Annotated in this window: 14 protein-coding genes; 8 read left to right on the top strand and 6 right to left on the bottom strand. The window is 66.2% G+C overall.

The window, feature by feature from the left end; translation table 11 throughout:
* Window positions 1–13 precede the first annotated feature (13 nt).
* From ACE3N9_RS00630 to ACE3N9_RS00615, 4 genes are all read left to right on the top strand, one after another.
* Entirely contained in the window at window positions 14–2,278 is a 2,265-nt protein-coding gene (locus ACE3N9_RS00630; RefSeq protein ID WP_374279827.1) for a DPP IV N-terminal domain-containing protein, read from the top strand.
* 156 nt (window positions 2,279–2,434) lie between these two features.
* A complete protein-coding gene (locus tag ACE3N9_RS00625) occupies window positions 2,435–3,460 on the top strand; it encodes an aspartate-semialdehyde dehydrogenase (protein WP_374279825.1) in 1,026 nt (341 codons plus the stop codon).
* Window positions 3,461–3,468: 8 nt separating this feature from the next.
* Window positions 3,469–4,221, top strand: coding sequence for an alpha/beta fold hydrolase (locus ACE3N9_RS00620; RefSeq protein WP_374279823.1), 753 nt, complete (start codon window positions 3,469–3,471; stop codon window positions 4,219–4,221).
* A 95-nt stretch (window positions 4,222–4,316) separates the two neighbouring features.
* The gene (locus ACE3N9_RS00615) at window positions 4,317–6,125 is read left to right on the top strand and encodes a M2 family metallopeptidase (protein ID WP_374279821.1); all 1,809 of its coding nucleotides are present in this window, start codon (window positions 4,317–4,319) and stop codon (window positions 6,123–6,125) included.
* A 46-nt stretch (window positions 6,126–6,171) separates the two neighbouring features.
* On the opposite strand, the gene ACE3N9_RS00610 is transcribed toward ACE3N9_RS00615, so the two are convergent.
* The 4 genes from ACE3N9_RS00610 to rpsF form a co-directional block, all read right to left on the bottom strand.
* Window positions 6,172–7,605, bottom strand: coding sequence for an AMP nucleosidase (locus tag ACE3N9_RS00610; RefSeq protein WP_374279819.1), 1,434 nt, complete (start codon window positions 7,603–7,605; stop codon window positions 6,172–6,174).
* A 141-nt stretch (window positions 7,606–7,746) separates the two neighbouring features.
* Window positions 7,747–8,343: a 50S ribosomal protein L9 gene (gene rplI, locus ACE3N9_RS00605; RefSeq protein WP_374279817.1), complete on the bottom strand. Its 597-nt coding sequence runs from the start codon at window positions 8,341–8,343 to the stop codon at window positions 7,747–7,749.
* A 14-nt stretch (window positions 8,344–8,357) separates the two neighbouring features.
* Window positions 8,358–8,582: a 30S ribosomal protein S18 gene (gene rpsR, locus ACE3N9_RS00600; protein WP_088309634.1), complete on the bottom strand. Its 225-nt coding sequence runs from the start codon at window positions 8,580–8,582 to the stop codon at window positions 8,358–8,360.
* A gap of 3 nt (window positions 8,583–8,585) precedes the next feature.
* On the bottom strand, window positions 8,586–8,948 hold the full coding sequence (rpsF, locus tag ACE3N9_RS00595) for a 30S ribosomal protein S6 (RefSeq protein WP_374279814.1): 363 nt from the start codon (window positions 8,946–8,948) through the stop codon (window positions 8,586–8,588).
* Window positions 8,949–9,146: 198 nt separating this feature from the next.
* On the opposite strand from rpsF, the gene ACE3N9_RS00590 reads away from it, so the two are divergent.
* Complete coding sequence (locus tag ACE3N9_RS00590) at window positions 9,147–10,073, top strand: DUF808 domain-containing protein (RefSeq protein ID WP_374279812.1); 927 nt, start codon at window positions 9,147–9,149, stop codon at window positions 10,071–10,073.
* A 94-nt stretch (window positions 10,074–10,167) separates the two neighbouring features.
* Entirely contained in the window at window positions 10,168–10,695 is a 528-nt protein-coding gene (locus tag ACE3N9_RS00585) for an N-acetyltransferase family protein (RefSeq protein ID WP_374279810.1), read from the top strand.
* Between the two features lie 22 nt (window positions 10,696–10,717).
* Here ACE3N9_RS00585 and ACE3N9_RS00580 read toward each other — a convergent pair whose 3' ends face one another.
* A complete protein-coding gene (locus tag ACE3N9_RS00580; RefSeq protein ID WP_374279808.1) occupies window positions 10,718–12,799 on the bottom strand; it encodes a PQQ-dependent dehydrogenase, methanol/ethanol family in 2,082 nt (693 codons plus the stop codon).
* 123 nt (window positions 12,800–12,922) lie between these two features.
* Window positions 12,923–14,329 (bottom strand): UDP-N-acetylmuramate--L-alanine ligase, encoded by a 1,407-nt coding sequence (murC, locus tag ACE3N9_RS00575; RefSeq protein ID WP_374279806.1) that lies wholly within the window; start codon window positions 14,327–14,329, stop codon window positions 12,923–12,925.
* 53 nt (window positions 14,330–14,382) lie between these two features.
* Here murC and ACE3N9_RS00570 point away from each other — a divergent pair, with 53 nt between their 5' ends.
* Window positions 14,383–15,207 carry an LD-carboxypeptidase gene (locus ACE3N9_RS00570; protein WP_374279804.1) on the top strand — a complete coding sequence of 275 codons (825 nt, stop codon included), beginning with the start codon at window positions 14,383–14,385 and terminating at the stop codon, window positions 15,205–15,207.
* Between the two features lie 27 nt (window positions 15,208–15,234).
* The gene (gene fabD / locus ACE3N9_RS00565) at window positions 15,235–16,170 is read left to right on the top strand and encodes an ACP S-malonyltransferase (RefSeq protein ID WP_374279802.1); all 936 of its coding nucleotides are present in this window, start codon (window positions 15,235–15,237) and stop codon (window positions 16,168–16,170) included.

Raw genomic sequence — 16,170 nt, 5'->3', positions numbered from 1 at the left:
CCATCATGTTGCCATGCACCTGTCGCGTTATTTCCTGGCCCTGCCGCTGCTTGCCCTGTCGCCCGCGCTCCACGCCCAGGAGGCACGGGTGAGCGCGGCGCAACCCGCCGAGGGACAGCCGCTCAGCCTGGAGCGCGTCTTTGCCAGCCCCAGCCTGAACGGGGCGGTGCCGCGCGGGGTGAAGCTTTCGCCCGATGGCCGTTACCTGACGATGCTGCGCAGCCGCGCCGACGACCGTGAGCGCTATGACCTGTGGGGCTTCGACCGGACGAGTGGGAAATGGTCGATGCTGGTCGACAGCCTCAAGCTCGGTTCGGGCAAGGACCTGTCCGAGGCCGAGAAGATGCAGCGCGAACGCCAGCGGATCGGCGATCTGAAAGGCATCGTCAGCTATGATTGGGCGGCCGACGGCAAGGCGATCCTGGTGCCGCTGGACGGCGACCTGTTCCTCGCCGGGCTCGACGGGTCGGTCCGCAAGCTGACTGCTTCGCAGGCGGACGAGCTCAACCCCGCGCTCAGCCCCAAGGGCGGCTACGTCTCGTTCGTGCGCGACCGGCAGTTCTACGTGGGCAAGCTGGGCGGCGAGACCGCGCCGATCACCCCGCCGGAAGCCGCCGAGACGGTCCACTGGGGCGAGGCGGAATTCGTCGCGCAAGAGGAAATGGCCCGCTTCACTGGCTATTGGTGGGCGCCTGACGACAGCCGCATCGCGGTGCAGCGGTTCGACGATGCCCCCGTCGGCGTGGTCACCCGCGCGGCGATTGGCGCGGACGGCACCCGCACGTTCCAGCAGCGCTATCCGGTGGCCGGATCGGCCAATTCGGACGTCTCGCTCCATGTGATGAAGCCCGACGGGTCGGGCCGCGTCCAGGTCGATCTGGGGGCGGACAAGGACATCTACCTTGCCCGGGTCAACTGGGCGCCCGATGGCAAGGCGCTCTATGTCCAGCGCCAGAACCGCGCGCAGACCCGGCTTGACCTGCTCAGCGTCGATCCGGCGAGTGGCGCCTCGCGGATGCTGTTCAGCGAACAGGCCGCGCCGCGCAGCTGGATCAACCTGTCCGACAATTACCGCATGCTGAAGGACGGCAGCATGATCTGGTGGTCCGAGCGCGACGGGTTCGGGCACCTCTATCGCTATCGCCCCAGCAACTATCCCGAAAGCCAGTGGCAGCAGCTGACCAAGGGGCCGTGGGTGGTCTCGAAGCTGGTCGGGGTGGACGAGGCCAAGGGCAAGCTGTTCTTCCTGGCCACTCGCGATGATCCGCTGGCGATGCAGCTCTATGCGCTGGACCTGGCCCACCCGGACAAGGTGCAGGCGCTGGGCGAGGCGGGGTGGAATTACGACGCGAGCATGGACAGGGGCGGGCAGACCCTGCTGGTCAGCCGCAGCTCGCCCAGCCAGCCGCCGCAGGTCTATGTTGCCGATGCCAAGGGCAAGCGGCTCGCCTGGGTCGAGGAGAACCGGCTGGCGGGCGATCATCCCTATGCGCCCTACCTCGCCAGCCACCGCGCGCCGCAGTTCGGCACGATCAAGGCGGCGGACGGGACCGAGCTGCACTGGAAGATGATCGTGCCGGACATGCAGCCGGGCAAGCGCTATCCGGTGTTCTTCCAGCACTATGGCGGCCCCACCGCGCAGACCGTGACCCGCGCCTGGGGCGGGGCGCTGGAACAGGCGATCGTCGACAAGGGCTATATCTATTTCGCGATCGACAACCGCGGCAGCGAGCATCGCGGGGTCGAATTCGCCAGCCACCTCTACCGCGCGATGGGCGGGATAGAGGTCGAGGACCAGAAGGCCGGGGCGCTGTATCTTAAGGGCCTGCCCTTCGTCGATCCGGCCAAGATCGCGACTTATGGCTGGTCCTATGGCGGCTACATGTCGATCAAGATGCTCCAGGCCGATCAGGGGCTCTATGCCGCAGCCATCGCCGGTGCGCCGGTGACGCGCTGGGAACTATACGACACCCACTACACCGAACGCTACATGGGGACGCCCCAGGCCGACGGCGCTGCCTATACGAAAAGTAGCGCGCTGCCCGACGCGGGCAAAATCAAGGACCCGCTGCTGATCATTCACGGCATGGCCGATGACAACGTGGTGTTCGAGAACAGTTCGGCCCTGATCGCGCGAATGCAGGCCGAGGCGGTGCCGTTCGAAATGATGCTCTACCCCGGCTTCACCCACCGCGTGTCCGGCCCCAAGGTGGGCAAGCACCTGTGGGAGACCATCTTCGGCTTCCTCGAACGCCACGGGGTGACGCCGCCGAAGTAAGATGATCTCTCCCATTGCGTCACCCCGGGCTTGACCCGGGGTCCCGCTTGTTCTCTTGGCGCAGGGACAGGTCCAAAGCTGGACCCCGGAGCAAGTCCGGGGTGACGATTGGATTTTTATTGAATCGAGGCGAGCAGCCTCTGGCGGAGAACGACGATGGGTTACCGGGTGGTGGTGGTTGGCGCGACCGGCAATGTCGGGCGCGAAATGCTCAACGTTCTGGCCGAGCGCGAGTTCCCCTGCGACGAGGTGGCGGCACTCGCCAGCTCGCGCTCGACCGGGGACGAGATCGAGTTTGGCGAAACCGGGCGGATGCTCAAGGTCCGCAATATCGAGCATTTCGATTTCACCGGCTGGGACATCGCGCTGTTTTCGGCCGGTTCGGACGTGGCGAAAACCTATGGCCCCAAGGCGGCGGCGGCCGGCTGCGTGGTGATCGACAACAGCAGCTTCTATCGCATGGACCCGGACGTGCCGCTGATCGTGCCGGAAGTGAACCCCGAGGCGATCGACGGCTACAAGGCGAAGAACATCATCGCCAATCCCAACTGCTCGACCGCGCAGATGGTCGTGGCGCTAAAGCCGCTGCACGATGCGGCGAAGATCAAGCGCGTGGTGGTCGCGACCTACCAGTCGGTCAGCGGCGCGGGCAAGCAGGGCATGGACGAGCTGTTCGAGCAGAGCCGCAACATCTTCGTCGGGGACAGCGCCGATCCGGTGAAGTTCACCAAGCAGATCGCTTTCAACGTCATCCCCCACATCGATAGCTTCCTGGATGATGGTTCGACCAAGGAAGAATGGAAGATGGTGGTCGAAACCAAGAAGATCATGGGGTCCAGGATTAAGGTGGTGGCGACCTGCGTGCGCGTGCCGGTGTTCGTCGGCCACAGCGAGGCGATCAACCTGGAATTCGAGGACGAGATTTCAGCCGAACAGGCCCAGGACCTGCTGCGCGAAGCGCCCGGCGTGATGCTGGTCGACAAGCGCGAGGACGGTGGATACGTCACCCCGGTCGAATGCGTCGGCGATGGCGCGACCTTCGTCTCGCGCGTGCGCGAGGATCCCACGGTCGATAACGGCCTGACGCTGTGGTGCGTGTCCGACAACCTGCGCAAGGGCGCGGCGCTCAACGCGGTGCAGATCGCCGAACTGCTCGGCCGCCGGCACCTCAAGAAGGGTTGAACCGCGTAATGCAGCCCGTGACCAGCATGGTGCCCGGCCACCTCGGCACGCGGCTGGCGGTGCACCGCATGGGTGCGGGGCGGCCGCTGGTGCTGCTGCATGGGTTGTTTTCCAGCGCAGAGATGAACTGGATCAAGTTCGGCCACGCCCAGGTGCTGGCCGAAGCCGGGTTCGACGTGATCATGCCCGATCTGCGCGCCCACGGGCAGAGCGAGGCGCCGCACGACGCAGTCGCCTATCCCGACGATGTGCTGGCGCTCGACCTTGCCGCCGTGGTCGCGGACCTGGCGCTGTCGGACTATGACCTGTGCGGGTTTTCGCTCGGCGCGCGCACTTCAGTCCGGGCGGTGATCCGGGGCTTGCGCCCACGCAAGCTGGTGCTGGGTGGGATGGGGCTGGAAGGGCTGGCCGGCTGGACCGGGCGCGGCGCCTTCTTCATCGACGCGATCGACCGGTTCGGCAGCGTCAAGCATGGCGATCCTGCCTTTCCGGCGGTGTCGTTCATGAAGACGATGAAGGTGGACCGGGTGGCCGCGCGGCTGCTGCTGCAGACGTTCAGCGATACCGCGCCCGAACAGCTGGCGGCGATCACCATGCCGACTTTGGTGGTCAACGGCGATCAGGACCGCGACAACGGCTCGCCCGACTTGCTCCAGGCCGCGCTGCCCAATGCCACGCTGGCGACCGTGCCCGGCACCCACATGAGCTGCGTTGCCAAGCCCGAGTTGGGGCTGGCGATTCGCGACTTTCTGATCGACTGAAGCCTTCTGCCGATCCGCGCTTGACGGCGCGCGCGCCCATGGCCAGCCTTGTCCCATCGGCCTTCGGGTCGGAGTATTCCCAAGGGGACAAGACAATGAAAAGACTGGTTTCGCTCGCCGCGCTGTCCGCGGCGCTCACGGCCGCGCCGGCCATGGCCGATGCCGCCAACCCGCAGCAGGCCGCCAAGGATTTCGTGACCAAGGCCGAGGCTGAATATGCCCGGCTGGGGATCGAAGGCGGGCAGGCCGAATGGGTCTATCAGACCTACATCAACCAGGACACCGAAGCGCTGACCGCGCGCGCCGGGGCAGCCGCGACCGAATTCAACGTCAAGACCGCGATCGAGGCGGCGAAGCACGCCGGCACGCCGGGGCTGGACTATGACACCACGCGCAAGCTGGCGCGGATGCGTACGCTGATCGTCCTGCCCGCCGCGACCAAGCCCGGCGCGGCCGAGGAAGTGGCCACGCTCAACGCCAAGCTTCAAGGTGTCTACGGCAAGGGCAAGGGCACGCTGCGCGGGGCGCCGATCAACGGCAGCGACATCGAAGCGGCGATGGGCACCAATCGCAACCCGGACGAACTGAAGGAAATGTGGCTTTCCTGGCACGACAATGTCGGCAAGCCGATGAAGGACGATTACGCCAGGCTGGTCGCCGCCGCCAATGCCGGGGCGCAGGAACTGGGTTATGCCGATACCGGCGCGCTGTGGCGCTCGAACTATGACATGCCGCCCGAACAGTTCGCCGCGCTGACCGAGAAGCTGTGGGCCGAGGTCAAGCCGCTCTACGATTCGCTGCACACCTATGTCCGGATGAAGCTGAACCAGAAGTATGGCGACGCGGTGCAAGGCAAGACCGGCCCGATCCGCGCCGACCTGCTGGGCAACATGTGGGCGCAGGAATGGGGCAACATCTATGACGTGGTTGCTCCCGCTGGCGCTGGCGACCTGGGCTTCGACACCACCGACCTGCTCAAGGAAAAGGGTTATGATCCGCTCAGGATGGTCAAGGGCGGGGAAGGGTTCTTCACCTCGCTTGGCCTCGCGCCACTGCCCAAGACCTTCTGGGAACGCTCGCAATTCGTGAAGCCGCAGGACCGCGAAGTGGTGTGCCATGCCTCGGCCTGGAACCTCGACAACGTCGATGACCTGCGGATCAAGATGTGCATCAAGGTGAACGGCGACGATTTCACCACGATCCACCACGAGCTGGGCCACAACTTCTACCAGCGCGCCTACAACAAGCAGCCGGCCTATTACCTCGACGGCGCGAACGACGGCTTCCATGAAGCGATCGGCGATACCGTCGCGCTGTCGATCACGCCGGAATACCTGGTGCAGATCGGCCTGCTTGACCGCGCCAAGGTGCCTTCGGCCGACAAGGACACCGGGCTGCTGCTGCGCCAGGCGATGGACAAGGTGGCGTTCCTGCCGTTCGGCCTGCTGATCGACCGCTGGCGCTGGCAGGTGTTCTCGGGCGAGATCAAGCCTGCCGACTATGGCAAGTCGTGGACCGACATGCGCCTGAACTACCAGGGCATCATTCCGCCGGGGCCGCGCGGCGCGGACGCGTTCGATGCCGGGGCGAAGTATCACATCCCGGCGATGGTGCCCTATACCCGCTATTTCCTGGCGCGGATCCTGCAGTTCCAGTTCTACGAAGCCGCGTGCAAGCAGGCCGGGTGGAAGGGCCCGCTGCATCGCTGCAGCTTCTATGGCAACAAGGACGTGGGCAAGAAGTTCAACGCGATGCTGGAAATGGGCGCGAGCAAGCCCTGGCCGGATGCGCTGCATGCCTTCACCGGCAGCCGCGAGATCAGCGGCAAGGCGATGATGGCCTATTTCGCGCCGCTCAAGAAGTGGCTCGACCAGCAGAACAAGGGGCAGAAGCCCGGCTGGTAAGGGATGAGGGCGGGGCGAAGGGCTTTTCCTTCGCCCCGCTGATCCCTCACCGGAACGGCGGTTCCTTGAACGCGCGCAGCTTGCGGCTGTGCAGGCGGGCCCCTTCGGCGCGTAGCAATTCGCAGGTCGTGGTGCCGATCTGCAGGTGCGCGGCAATCGCTTCCTCGTAGAAGCGGTTGGCCTGGCCGGGCAGCTTCAATTCGCCGTGCAGCGGCTTGTCCGAAACGCACAGCAGCGTCCCGTAAGGCACGCGGAAGCGATAGCCCTGCGCGGCGATGGTCGCGCTTTCCATGTCGATCCCGATCGCGCGGCTGAGCGACAGGCGCTGCGCGGAATGGGTATAACGCAGCTCCCAGTTGCGGTCGTCGGTGGTGGCGACCGTGCCAGTGCGCATCCGCTTCTTCAGGTTCGCGCCGATATCGCCGCTGACCATTTCCGCCGCGCGGGCGAGCGCGATCTGCACTTCGGCAATCGCGGGGATCGGAATTTCCGGCGGCAGCACCGCATCCAGCACGTGATCGTCGCGCAGATAGGCGTGGGCCAGCACATAGTCGCCGATCCGCTGGGTATCGCGCAGGCCCCCGCAGTGGCCGATCATCAGCCAGGCTTCGGGGCGCAGCACCGCGAGGTGATCGCAGATCGTCTTGGCATTGCTGGGGCCGACGCCGATGTTGACCAGCGTGATTCCCGAGCGGTCCGGGCGGACCAGGTGATAGGCCGGCATCTGGTGCCGCCGCCAGGCCGTGTCCGACAGGATATCACGGGCATTGTCGGTCGGCTGGTCGATCAGCAGGCCGCCGGCGCCCGACAGCATGGTGAAATCGTCCTTGCCCAGCTGCTGCGCCGCCCAGTCCACGAATTCATCGACATAGCGGTGATAGTTGGTGAACAGGATGAAGCGCTGGAAATGTTCCGGCGCGGTGCCGGTATAGTGCGCCAGCCGCGCCAGGCTGAAATCGGTGCGCAGCCCGTCGAACAGCGACAGCGGGGTGGCATCGTCGTCAGTTTCCACCGCGATGCCATCGGCCAACTCGTCACCGATCATCGCCAGCTCGGTGGCGGGGAAATGCTTCGACAGTTCGAGCGGGCTGATCGTGCCGAGACCGCTGCTGGCGTCGATCACATAGGGAAAGGGGATTTCCTGGGCCGAAGGGCCAACCTCGATCTCGATCGCGTAGTCGTCTTCCAGCAGGCCCAGCTGTTCGGTCAGGTAATCGGCGAACAGCGCCGGGCGGGTCACCGTGGTGGCGAAAGTGCCGGCGTGGCCCAGCCGGCCAAAGGCGCGGGCCAGGTCCGGGCGGGTTTCGACACCGCTGTAACGCAGGCGCACTTCCGGATAGTTCCAGGCCCGGCTGGCGCGGCGATCGGGGGGCGGGAGAGTGCCGTCCTGGGCGAATGCGGCAATGTCGCGGCGCAGGGTGGAGACGGCGGTTTCATAAAGGCGGACCAATTCCGCGATGACGTTTTCTGTTCTTTCCATCGCAGGCTCCTAGCGGAACTTGCATGAAATTTCAATGACGCGGAACAATCTGTGGTCGGGCAGCCAGCATTGGCCCCTGCGGTACAAACGAAAAGGGGGCGCCGAAGCACCCCCTCAACGTTTGGCTCAAGCTGATGAGGCTCAGGCGTCGCCTTCGGCGGCCGGAGCTTCCGCTTCGATGTCTTCGCCGTTGCCGGCTTCGAATTCACCGGCGGCGGCGGCCGCTTCAGCTGCGTCGTCTTCGAACATCGCCGCGATCACGTCGACGCCGGCAGCCTGCTGCTCGGCTTCGTCCGGCGAGCGGGCGACGTTGACCTTGACGGTCACGGCCACTTCCGGATGCAGCGCGACCTTCACGTCGAACACGCCGATGGTCTTGATCGGGCGTTCGAGCACGATCATCGACTTCGACACGTCGGCGCCTTCGGCGTTCAGCGCGTCGGCGATGTCACGCACCGAGACCGAACCATAGAGCTGGCCGGCGTTCGACGAGGCGCGGATCAGGACGACCGACTTGCCTTCGACGTTTTCCGAATGCTTTTCGGCATCGGCACGGCGGGCGGCGTTGTCGGCTTCGATCTTCGAGCGGTTGGCTTCGAAAACCTTGCGGTTGGCATCGTTGGCGCGCAGCGCCTTCTTGTTGGGCAGCAGGAAGTTGCGTGCGTAGCCGTCCTTGACGGTCACGACATCGCCGATGGTGCCCAGCTTTTCGATGCGTTCGAGCAGGATGATCTGCATGGTCCTGTCTCCCCTTACTTCACGAGGTAGGGCAGGAGGCCCAGGTGACGGGCACGCTTGATCGCCTGGCCCAGTTCACGCTGCTTCTTGGCAGAAACGGCGGTGATGCGGCTCGGCACGATCTTGCCACGCTCAGACATGTAGTTCTGGAGCAGGCGCGTGTCCTTGTAATCGATCTTGGGAGCGTTCTTGCCCGAGAAGGGGCAGCTCTTGCGGCGGCGGAAAAATGCGCGGGCCATCTCTTAGAACTCCTCGCGTTCGCGGCGCTTGCTGCGCTCGCGGTCCTGCTTGCGCATCTGCACCGACGGGCCGGTTTCCAGCTCGTCGACGCGCACGGTCAGCCAGCGGATCACGTCTTCGTTGATCGCGGTCTGGCGTTCCAGTTCGGCAACGGTGCCGGCGGGCGCTTCGATGTTGAGCAGCACGAAGTGCGCCTTGCGGTTGCGCTTGATCTTGTAGGCCAGGTTCTTCAGGCCCCAGGTCTCGGTCTTGGTCACCTTGCCATTGTTGGCTTCGACGATTTCCGTCGCGGTGGCGGCCAGCGCATCGACCTGCGCCTGGCTGAGGTCCTGGCGTGCCAGGAACACGTGCTCATATAGAGCCACGGCAGCTTCCTTTATCTCTCTAACCGATCGCTGGCTGATCCGCACCATTGCGGGGCCCCTCCGGCTTTCTTCGTTTCCCCACGGATTCGCACCCGGGGAAGGGCGCGCCTTTAACCGATTATGCGGGCAATGCAAGCCTTGCGGCGCGCGCCCGGTCTTGGCAACAGGCTGGTCTGCCTTGATGAGGACTGCCTTACCATGCCTTCCGGACTTGTTGCGCTGCTCGACGATGTGGCGATGATTGCCAAGGTGGCGGCCGCCTCGGTCGATGACCTGGGCGCGGCGGCTGCCAAGGCGGGATCCAAGGCTGCCGGGGTGGTGGTCGATGATGCCGCGGTCACGCCGGGCTACCTGACCGCCTTCACGCCCGACCGCGAATTGCCGATCATCTGGCAGATCGTGAAGGGATCGCTGCGCAACAAGCTGCTGATCCTGCTGCCCGCCGCCCTGGCGATCAGCCAGTTCGCGCCCTGGGCGATGACCCCGCTGCTGATGATCGGCGGCTTGTTCCTGTGCTATGAAGGCGCGGAAAAGGTGCTGGAAAAGCTGGGCGGCGATCATCACGGCGAAGTGCTGGGCGATGCAATCACCGACCTGACCGAATTCGAGCGCGAGCGGGTGTCCGGCGCGGTGCGGACCGACCTGATCCTGTCGGCGGAAATCATGGCTATTGCCCTGGCCGAAGTTGCCACCGAGCCGCTGGTCAGCCGCGCGCTGATCCTGGCGCTGGTCGGGGTGGTGATCACCATCGTGGTCTACGGCGCAGTCGCGCTGATCGTGAAGCTGGACGATATCGGCCTGCACCTGGCGAAAAAGCCGGGCGCGGCGAACCAGAAGCTGGGCGAAATGCTGGTCAATGCCATGCCCAAGGTGCTGGCGGTGCTTTCGCCGCTGGGCACGGCGGCGATGCTGTGGGTCGGCGGCGGGATCCTGCTGCACGGCACGCACGAGCTGGGCTGGCACTGGCCATCGGACCTGGCCCACGGCGTCCAGCACGCCGCAGAAGCGGCCGGCGGCGCGGCTGGCTGGCTGGCCTATGCCGTGTCCTCGGCGCTGGTCGGGCTGGGGCTGGGCGCGGCCATCGCGCTGCTGCTGCACAAGGTGCTGAAGCGGAAGGCGCATTAGGCGCCCCGCGAAAATTCCGGCGAACCTTGCTCCAGGTCAATGCCGTTTGTGCTGCAAGTGCTAACGGATGCTGCATTGCAAAAGGAGCCGAGCAATGCTTGCCGAAGATCTTGCCCCCGAAGTCCAGGAACTGCGCACCCGCAGCGGCGCGGTGATCGCCGTGCGTCCGGTCTGCGCCGAGGATGAGCCGCTGCTGGCCGAGTTCTTCGACCGGGTCAGCGACGAGGACCGCCGCTTCCGCTTCCTGACCGCGCACAAGCACCTGACCCACGAACAACTGGTGCCGATGATCGAGGTTGACCACTTCCGCACTGAGAGCTTCGTGGCGTTCGACGAGGCGAGCGATACCCTGGTCGGCCATGCCATGCTGGCCTGCGACAATCCGCTCGACACGGGCGAAGTGGCCATTTCGGTCTGCCAGAACTGGCGCGGCAAGGGGGTGGGCTGGGCCTTGCTCGACGTGCTGGCCGAAGCGGCACGCAAGCGCGGGCTGCGCCGGGTGATCGCGATCGAGGACCGCGAAAACCATGCCGCGATCGAGCTGGAGCGTGAAAAGGGCTTCACCCCCCACGGCGTGGAGGGCGATCCCACCCTGGTGATGCTGGAAAAGCTGCTGCGCTGACCGGCCCCGTGCGGGCGGCGAGCTACTTGCTCGCCGCCGCGCGCGATTGTTGCACCACGTAGTGTTGCAGCCCGTTGATCTGGGCGTCGCTCAGGTCTTCGAAGCTGGGCATGCCCGCCGGGCGCAGCACGCCTTCGCGCAGCACCGCCACCAGCGCTTCGCGCGAGGGCGGGATGGGCGAGCGGCGCAGATCGGGCGCCGCGCCGCTGGCGCGCAGGGCCGGGCCGTGGCAGATCATGCAGCGGGTGCCATAGACCTCCTGCCCGACCTTGGCCTTGGCGGGATCGACCGTAAAACCCGGGGCATCGACCAGCGGCAATTCGGTACGCTGCGGCGCGGGCAGGGCTGCCTGGCCATCGAGCGCGAAAGTCAGCACGCGGCGCGGCTGCTGGCGGTATTCCCAGGTCGGCCCGCCGCCATAGCCGGTGCCGCGCCAGCCGGCGATGATCGTCACCATCTGCTTGCCGCCCGCCCGGTAGGTGATCGGCTGCGCCTGAATCCCGACTTGCGCGTCGAAATTCCACAGCGGCTTGCCGTTCTTCGCGTCATAGGCAACCACCTTGCCGAGCACGTTGCCCTGGAACACCAGCCCGCCGGCGGTGGCCAGCGTGCCGCCCTGGACCAGGCCGGGCAGGGGGACGCGCCAGGCTTCCTTCTGCGTCTCCGGGTTCCAGGCGAGCAGCGCGCTCCATCCCTGTGGCAGCTTGACCTCGGGCGGGGCGTTGCCGGTGCCGGTATCGTAGATCCGGTTGCCCTTGGACTTCCACTGGCGCAGGTCGCCCGCCGGATCGACAAAGGCCCGCGCCGCATGGGTGATCGGGATATAGGCCAGGCCCGTCTGCGGGCTGAACGACATTGCCGCGACATTGTGCCCGCCGATCGGGCCGGGCCAGATCACCTGGGTTTTGCCGCCGGGATAGCGCGCCTCGGCCGTTTCGACCGGACGGCCGGTGGCCTTGTCGATATGGCTGGCCCAGTTGACCGGGACGATCTTTTCGGCCGAGATGAATTTGCCGTTGCGGCGATCGAGCACATAGAAGAACCCGTTCTTGGGCGCGTGCAGGATCACCGGGGTGGGCTTGCCATCGACCGGCAGAGTCGCCAACTCGATGTCCATCGTGCTGTTGTAGTCCCAGGTTTCGCCGGGATTGGTCTGGTAATGCCAGGCATAGGCGCCCGTATCGGCATCCAGCGCGACGATCGCGGACAGGAACAGGTTGTCGCCGCCTTGCGGGCTGCGGATGCGCTGGTTCCACGGCGAGCCGTTGCCGGTGCCAAGGTAGATCCGGTTGAACTGCGGGTCATAGGCCATGGCGTGCCACACCGTGCCGCCGCCGCCGTATTTCCACCATTCGCCGGTCCAGGTTTTCGCGGCCATCTTCATGGCCTCGTTCTCGAACCCCTTGGCCGGATCGCCCGGCACGGTGAAGAAGCGCCACTTCTGCTGCCCGGTGCGGGTGTCGTAAGCGGTCACATAGCCGCGCGTTGCGCCGTAATCGGCCCCGCCGTGGCCGATCACCACGGTATTGCCGAAGACATAGGGCGGGCCCGAGATATAGCGCGCATCATCCGGCTCGGTGGTCTGCGTGCTCCAGTTCAGCTTGCCGGTCTTCGCGTCGATCGCGAGCAGCCGCCCGTCGAGCGTGCCGGTAAACACCTGCCCGTCGCGAAAGGCGATGCCACGCACACCCCAGCCGATCCGCAGCTTCGATCCCGCCACCTTGTGGACTTCGGGATCGTATTTCCACAAGAGCTTGCCGGTCTGGGCATCGACCGCGTGGATCACCGAAAAGCCGGCCGAGAAATAGAGTATCCCGTCCACCGCCAGCGGCGCTGAATTGACGCTGGGGAAAGTGTCGAGGTCCAGGAACCAGCGCAGCTTGAGGTCGGCCACGTTGCCCGCGTTGATTTCGTCCAGCGCGCTGAAGTGGTTTTCCGAAACCGAGCCGCCGTAATGCAGCCAGTTATCGGCCGAGGCTTCCTGCGCCGACCATGGGGCGGGGCGGCTGCACGATCCCAGTACGGCGAGGGCCAGGACCAGGGGGGCGGCACGCAGGGCAAGCAGCGGGATATGGCGGGGGCGAAGCTGTGGTACGGGTCGCATCCTGTCCTCGATCGCGTCGGAGATCGCGCCATGCGTCCCGGCTTTTCGAGACGCAGCTATAGGAACGCGCGGGGCGGTGATGCAACCAAATTCATACCGTGGTCTAAAAATGCAGGGCGGGCGTTACACCCGCGCCAGCAGGTCCCGCGCAAACTGGCTCAGCGTGTCGTCACGCGCGCCCATCACCACCACGCGGTCACCCGGGCGGGCGAGCTGCGCGATCCGGGCCGCGCAGGCATCGCGCGCGGGAACGTATTCGGCATGGCCGCCGCCCTCGGCGATCAGCTTGACGATCCGTTCGCTGCCCTCGCTGCGGTCAACCGTGCCGCCGAAATAGACCGGATCGCACAGGATCGTGACATCGTCCGGGCCAAGCATCCGCGCAAACACCTGCGCCAACTCGCGGCCCATCTGGCGCAGCGGACCATAACCGTGCGGCTGGAACAGCGCGATCACCCGGCCCGGATGGGCTTTCAGCGTGGCAAGCGTAGCGGCGCACTTTTCCGGGTTGTGGCCGAAATCGTCGATGACCGTGATCCCCGATGCGCTGGTGCCGACCACGTCGAACCGGCGGGCCAGCCCCTTGAAGGTCGACAGCGCGTCGACCGCCTCGCGCACCGGCACCCCGGCGGCGCAAGCAGCGGCAATCGCGGCCAGAGCGTTCGACAGGTTGTGACGGCCCGGCACGTCCAGCACCAGCGGATGGGCATAGCCATCGCGGCGGTCGATCACGGTGGCGGAAATCAACAGCGGCCCTTCCATGATCGTATCGGCGAACACCCCGATCTGCGCCTCGTGATTGGTCACGCCATAGGTCACGTGCGGGGTGAATTCGGGCATCAGCGCCGCGGCTTCGGGATCGTCGAGGTTGACCACGCAAATGTCAGACATGCCCAGGAAATCGCTGAACAGGGCGCGCAGTTCATCCATCGACTTGTGGTCGAGGCTGACGTTGAGCAGCACCGCCACCTTGGGCCGGTAGAGCGCGATCGAGCCGTCGCTTTCATCGACTTCGGACACGAACACGCCGCCCTGGCCGACTCGCGCGCTGGCGAAGGGGGCGTCGGCACTGACGAAGTTCTTCATCACCGCGCCGTTCATGATCGTCGGATCGCGCCCGGCCTGGGTCATGATCCAGCCGGTCATCCCGGTCACCGTGCTCTTGCCGCTGGTCCCGCCAATCGCGATCCCGCACGGATCGGCATTGAACAGCCGGGCGAGCAGTTCGGCCCGGCTCAGCCGCGCGCAGCCGAGTTCGCGCGCGCGGACCATCTCCGGCACGGTATCTTCCACCGCTGCGCTCGCCACCAGCACCTGATCGGCTGAGGTGATGCCGCTGCCGTCCTGCGGGAGCAGGGTGAAGCCCAGGCTTTCCAGCCAGGCGAACTTTTCCGGCGTCCGGCCCTGGTCGCGGCTGCGGTCGGATCCGGACACCGCTGCGCCCTTGCCCTTCAGGATCAGGGCCAGGGGCAACATGCCCGATCCGCCAATGCCACAGAAAAACCACGGGTGCTGGGTCAGTTCGCTCATCCTGCCTCCGGTATGCGGCCTTGCGCGCCAGCGCAACCGGGTTAGGAAGGCCTATGCGCCGTATTGCCATCTGTGCCCCGTCCCGCCCGCTGACCGAGGAGGATGCGGCGCGCGTGCTGGCGCTGGCGGCGGACTATCCGGGGGTGGAACTGCATTTCCACCCGCAGTGCTTCTTCACCGAAGGCCATTTCGCGGGCAGCGACGCGCAGCGGATCGCCGCGCTGGTCGAATGCGCCAACGATGCCACGTTCGACGCGGTGTGGTTCGCGCGCGGCGGCTATGGCGCGGCGCGGGTGGCGCAGGACGCGATAGCCCGGTTCGATCACGCCGCGCAGGACAAGCAGTTCCTCGGCTATTCCGATGCCGGCACCTTGCTCGGCGGACTGTACCGCGCGCGGATCGGCCGCCCGGTCCACGCGCCGATGCCCACCGACATCCGCCGCGCCGGGGGCGAGGGGGCCGTGCGCCGCACTCTGGGGTTCCTGGCGGGCGAACGCGCGGGGATCGAACCCAGCGGCGATGGCCGCCCGCGCGCGGCCTTCAACCTGATGACATTGGCCATGCTGTGCGGCACCCCGCTGATGCCGGGCCTGTCGGGTCATGTCGTCATGGTCGAGGAAGTGGCCGAGTATCACTACGGTGTGGACCGCCTGTTCTTTCATGTCACCGCGCACCTCGGCGGAGTGGCGGGACTGCGGCTGGGCCGGGTCAGCGACGTGCCGGAAAACGACGTGCCGTTCGGCCACGAGATCGAGGCCATCGCTCGCCACTGGTGCCAGCGCCACGCGATCCCGTTCCTGGGCACGGCGGATATCGGGCACGACGTTGCCAACAAGATCGTGCCGTTCGGACTTGCGGGAGCCGCGCCGGGGCAATAACCGCGCGGCGCAAAGGAGATGTCAGCTATGCGCGCATTCGTTTTTCCGGGTCAGGGCAGCCAGAAGGTGGGCATGGGCGTGGAACTGGCCCAGGCCAGCGCCGCCGCCCGCGCAGTGTTCGAGGAAGTGGACGATGCGCTGGGCCAGAAGCTGTCGGCGATCATGCGCGATGGCCCGGACGATGCGCTGACGCTGACCGAGAATGCCCAGCCGGCGATCATGGCCAATGCCATCGCGGTGCTGCGCGTGCTGGAACAGGAAGGCGGGATCGTGCTGGCCGACAAGGCACAGTTCGTCGCCGGGCACAGCCTGGGCGAATATACCGCGCTGTGCGCCGCCGGGGCCTTCAGCCTGGCCGATACGGCCCGTCTGCTCAAGCTGCGCGGCCAGTCGATGCAGGCCGCCGTGCCGGTTGGCGTCGGCGCGATGTGTGCGCTGCTGGGCGCCGATATCGACAAGGCCCAGGCCCTGGCCGATGCCGCCGCCGAGGGTGAGGTCTGCACCGTGGCCAATGACAACGACCCCACCCAGGTTGTGCTGTCGGGCCACAAGGGCGCGATCGAGCGCGCGATTGCCCTGGTCAAGGACCACGGGATCAAGCGCGGCGTGGCCCTGCCGGTGTCCGCCCCGTTCCATTGCCCGCTGATGCAGCCGGCTGCCGATGCCATGGCCGAAGCGCTGGGCAAGACCCCGCCGGGGCCGCTGTCGGTTCCGCTGTTCGCCAATGTCACCGCCGCGATGGTCACCGATCCAGCCGAAGTGCAGCGGTTGCTGGTCGAACAGGTCTGCGGCCGGGTGCGCTGGCGCGAAAGCGTGATGGCGATGCAGGCGGCGGGCGTGGACAGCTTCGTCGAACTGGGCGGCAAGGTCGTCGGTCCGATGATCGGCCGCACCGTTGCCGATGTCACCGTTACCAGCGTGATCGGCATGGCCGACATCGAAGCGCTGATCAAGGAGCTCTGA

Origin of the sequence: Novosphingobium sp. (genome assembly GCF_041905565.1) — a bacterium.
In the GTDB taxonomy this organism is placed as follows: domain Bacteria; phylum Pseudomonadota; class Alphaproteobacteria; order Sphingomonadales; family Sphingomonadaceae; genus Novosphingobium.
The sequence above is the reverse complement of the archived record's forward strand: the minus strand, read 5'-3'. Positions and strand labels throughout refer to the sequence as shown.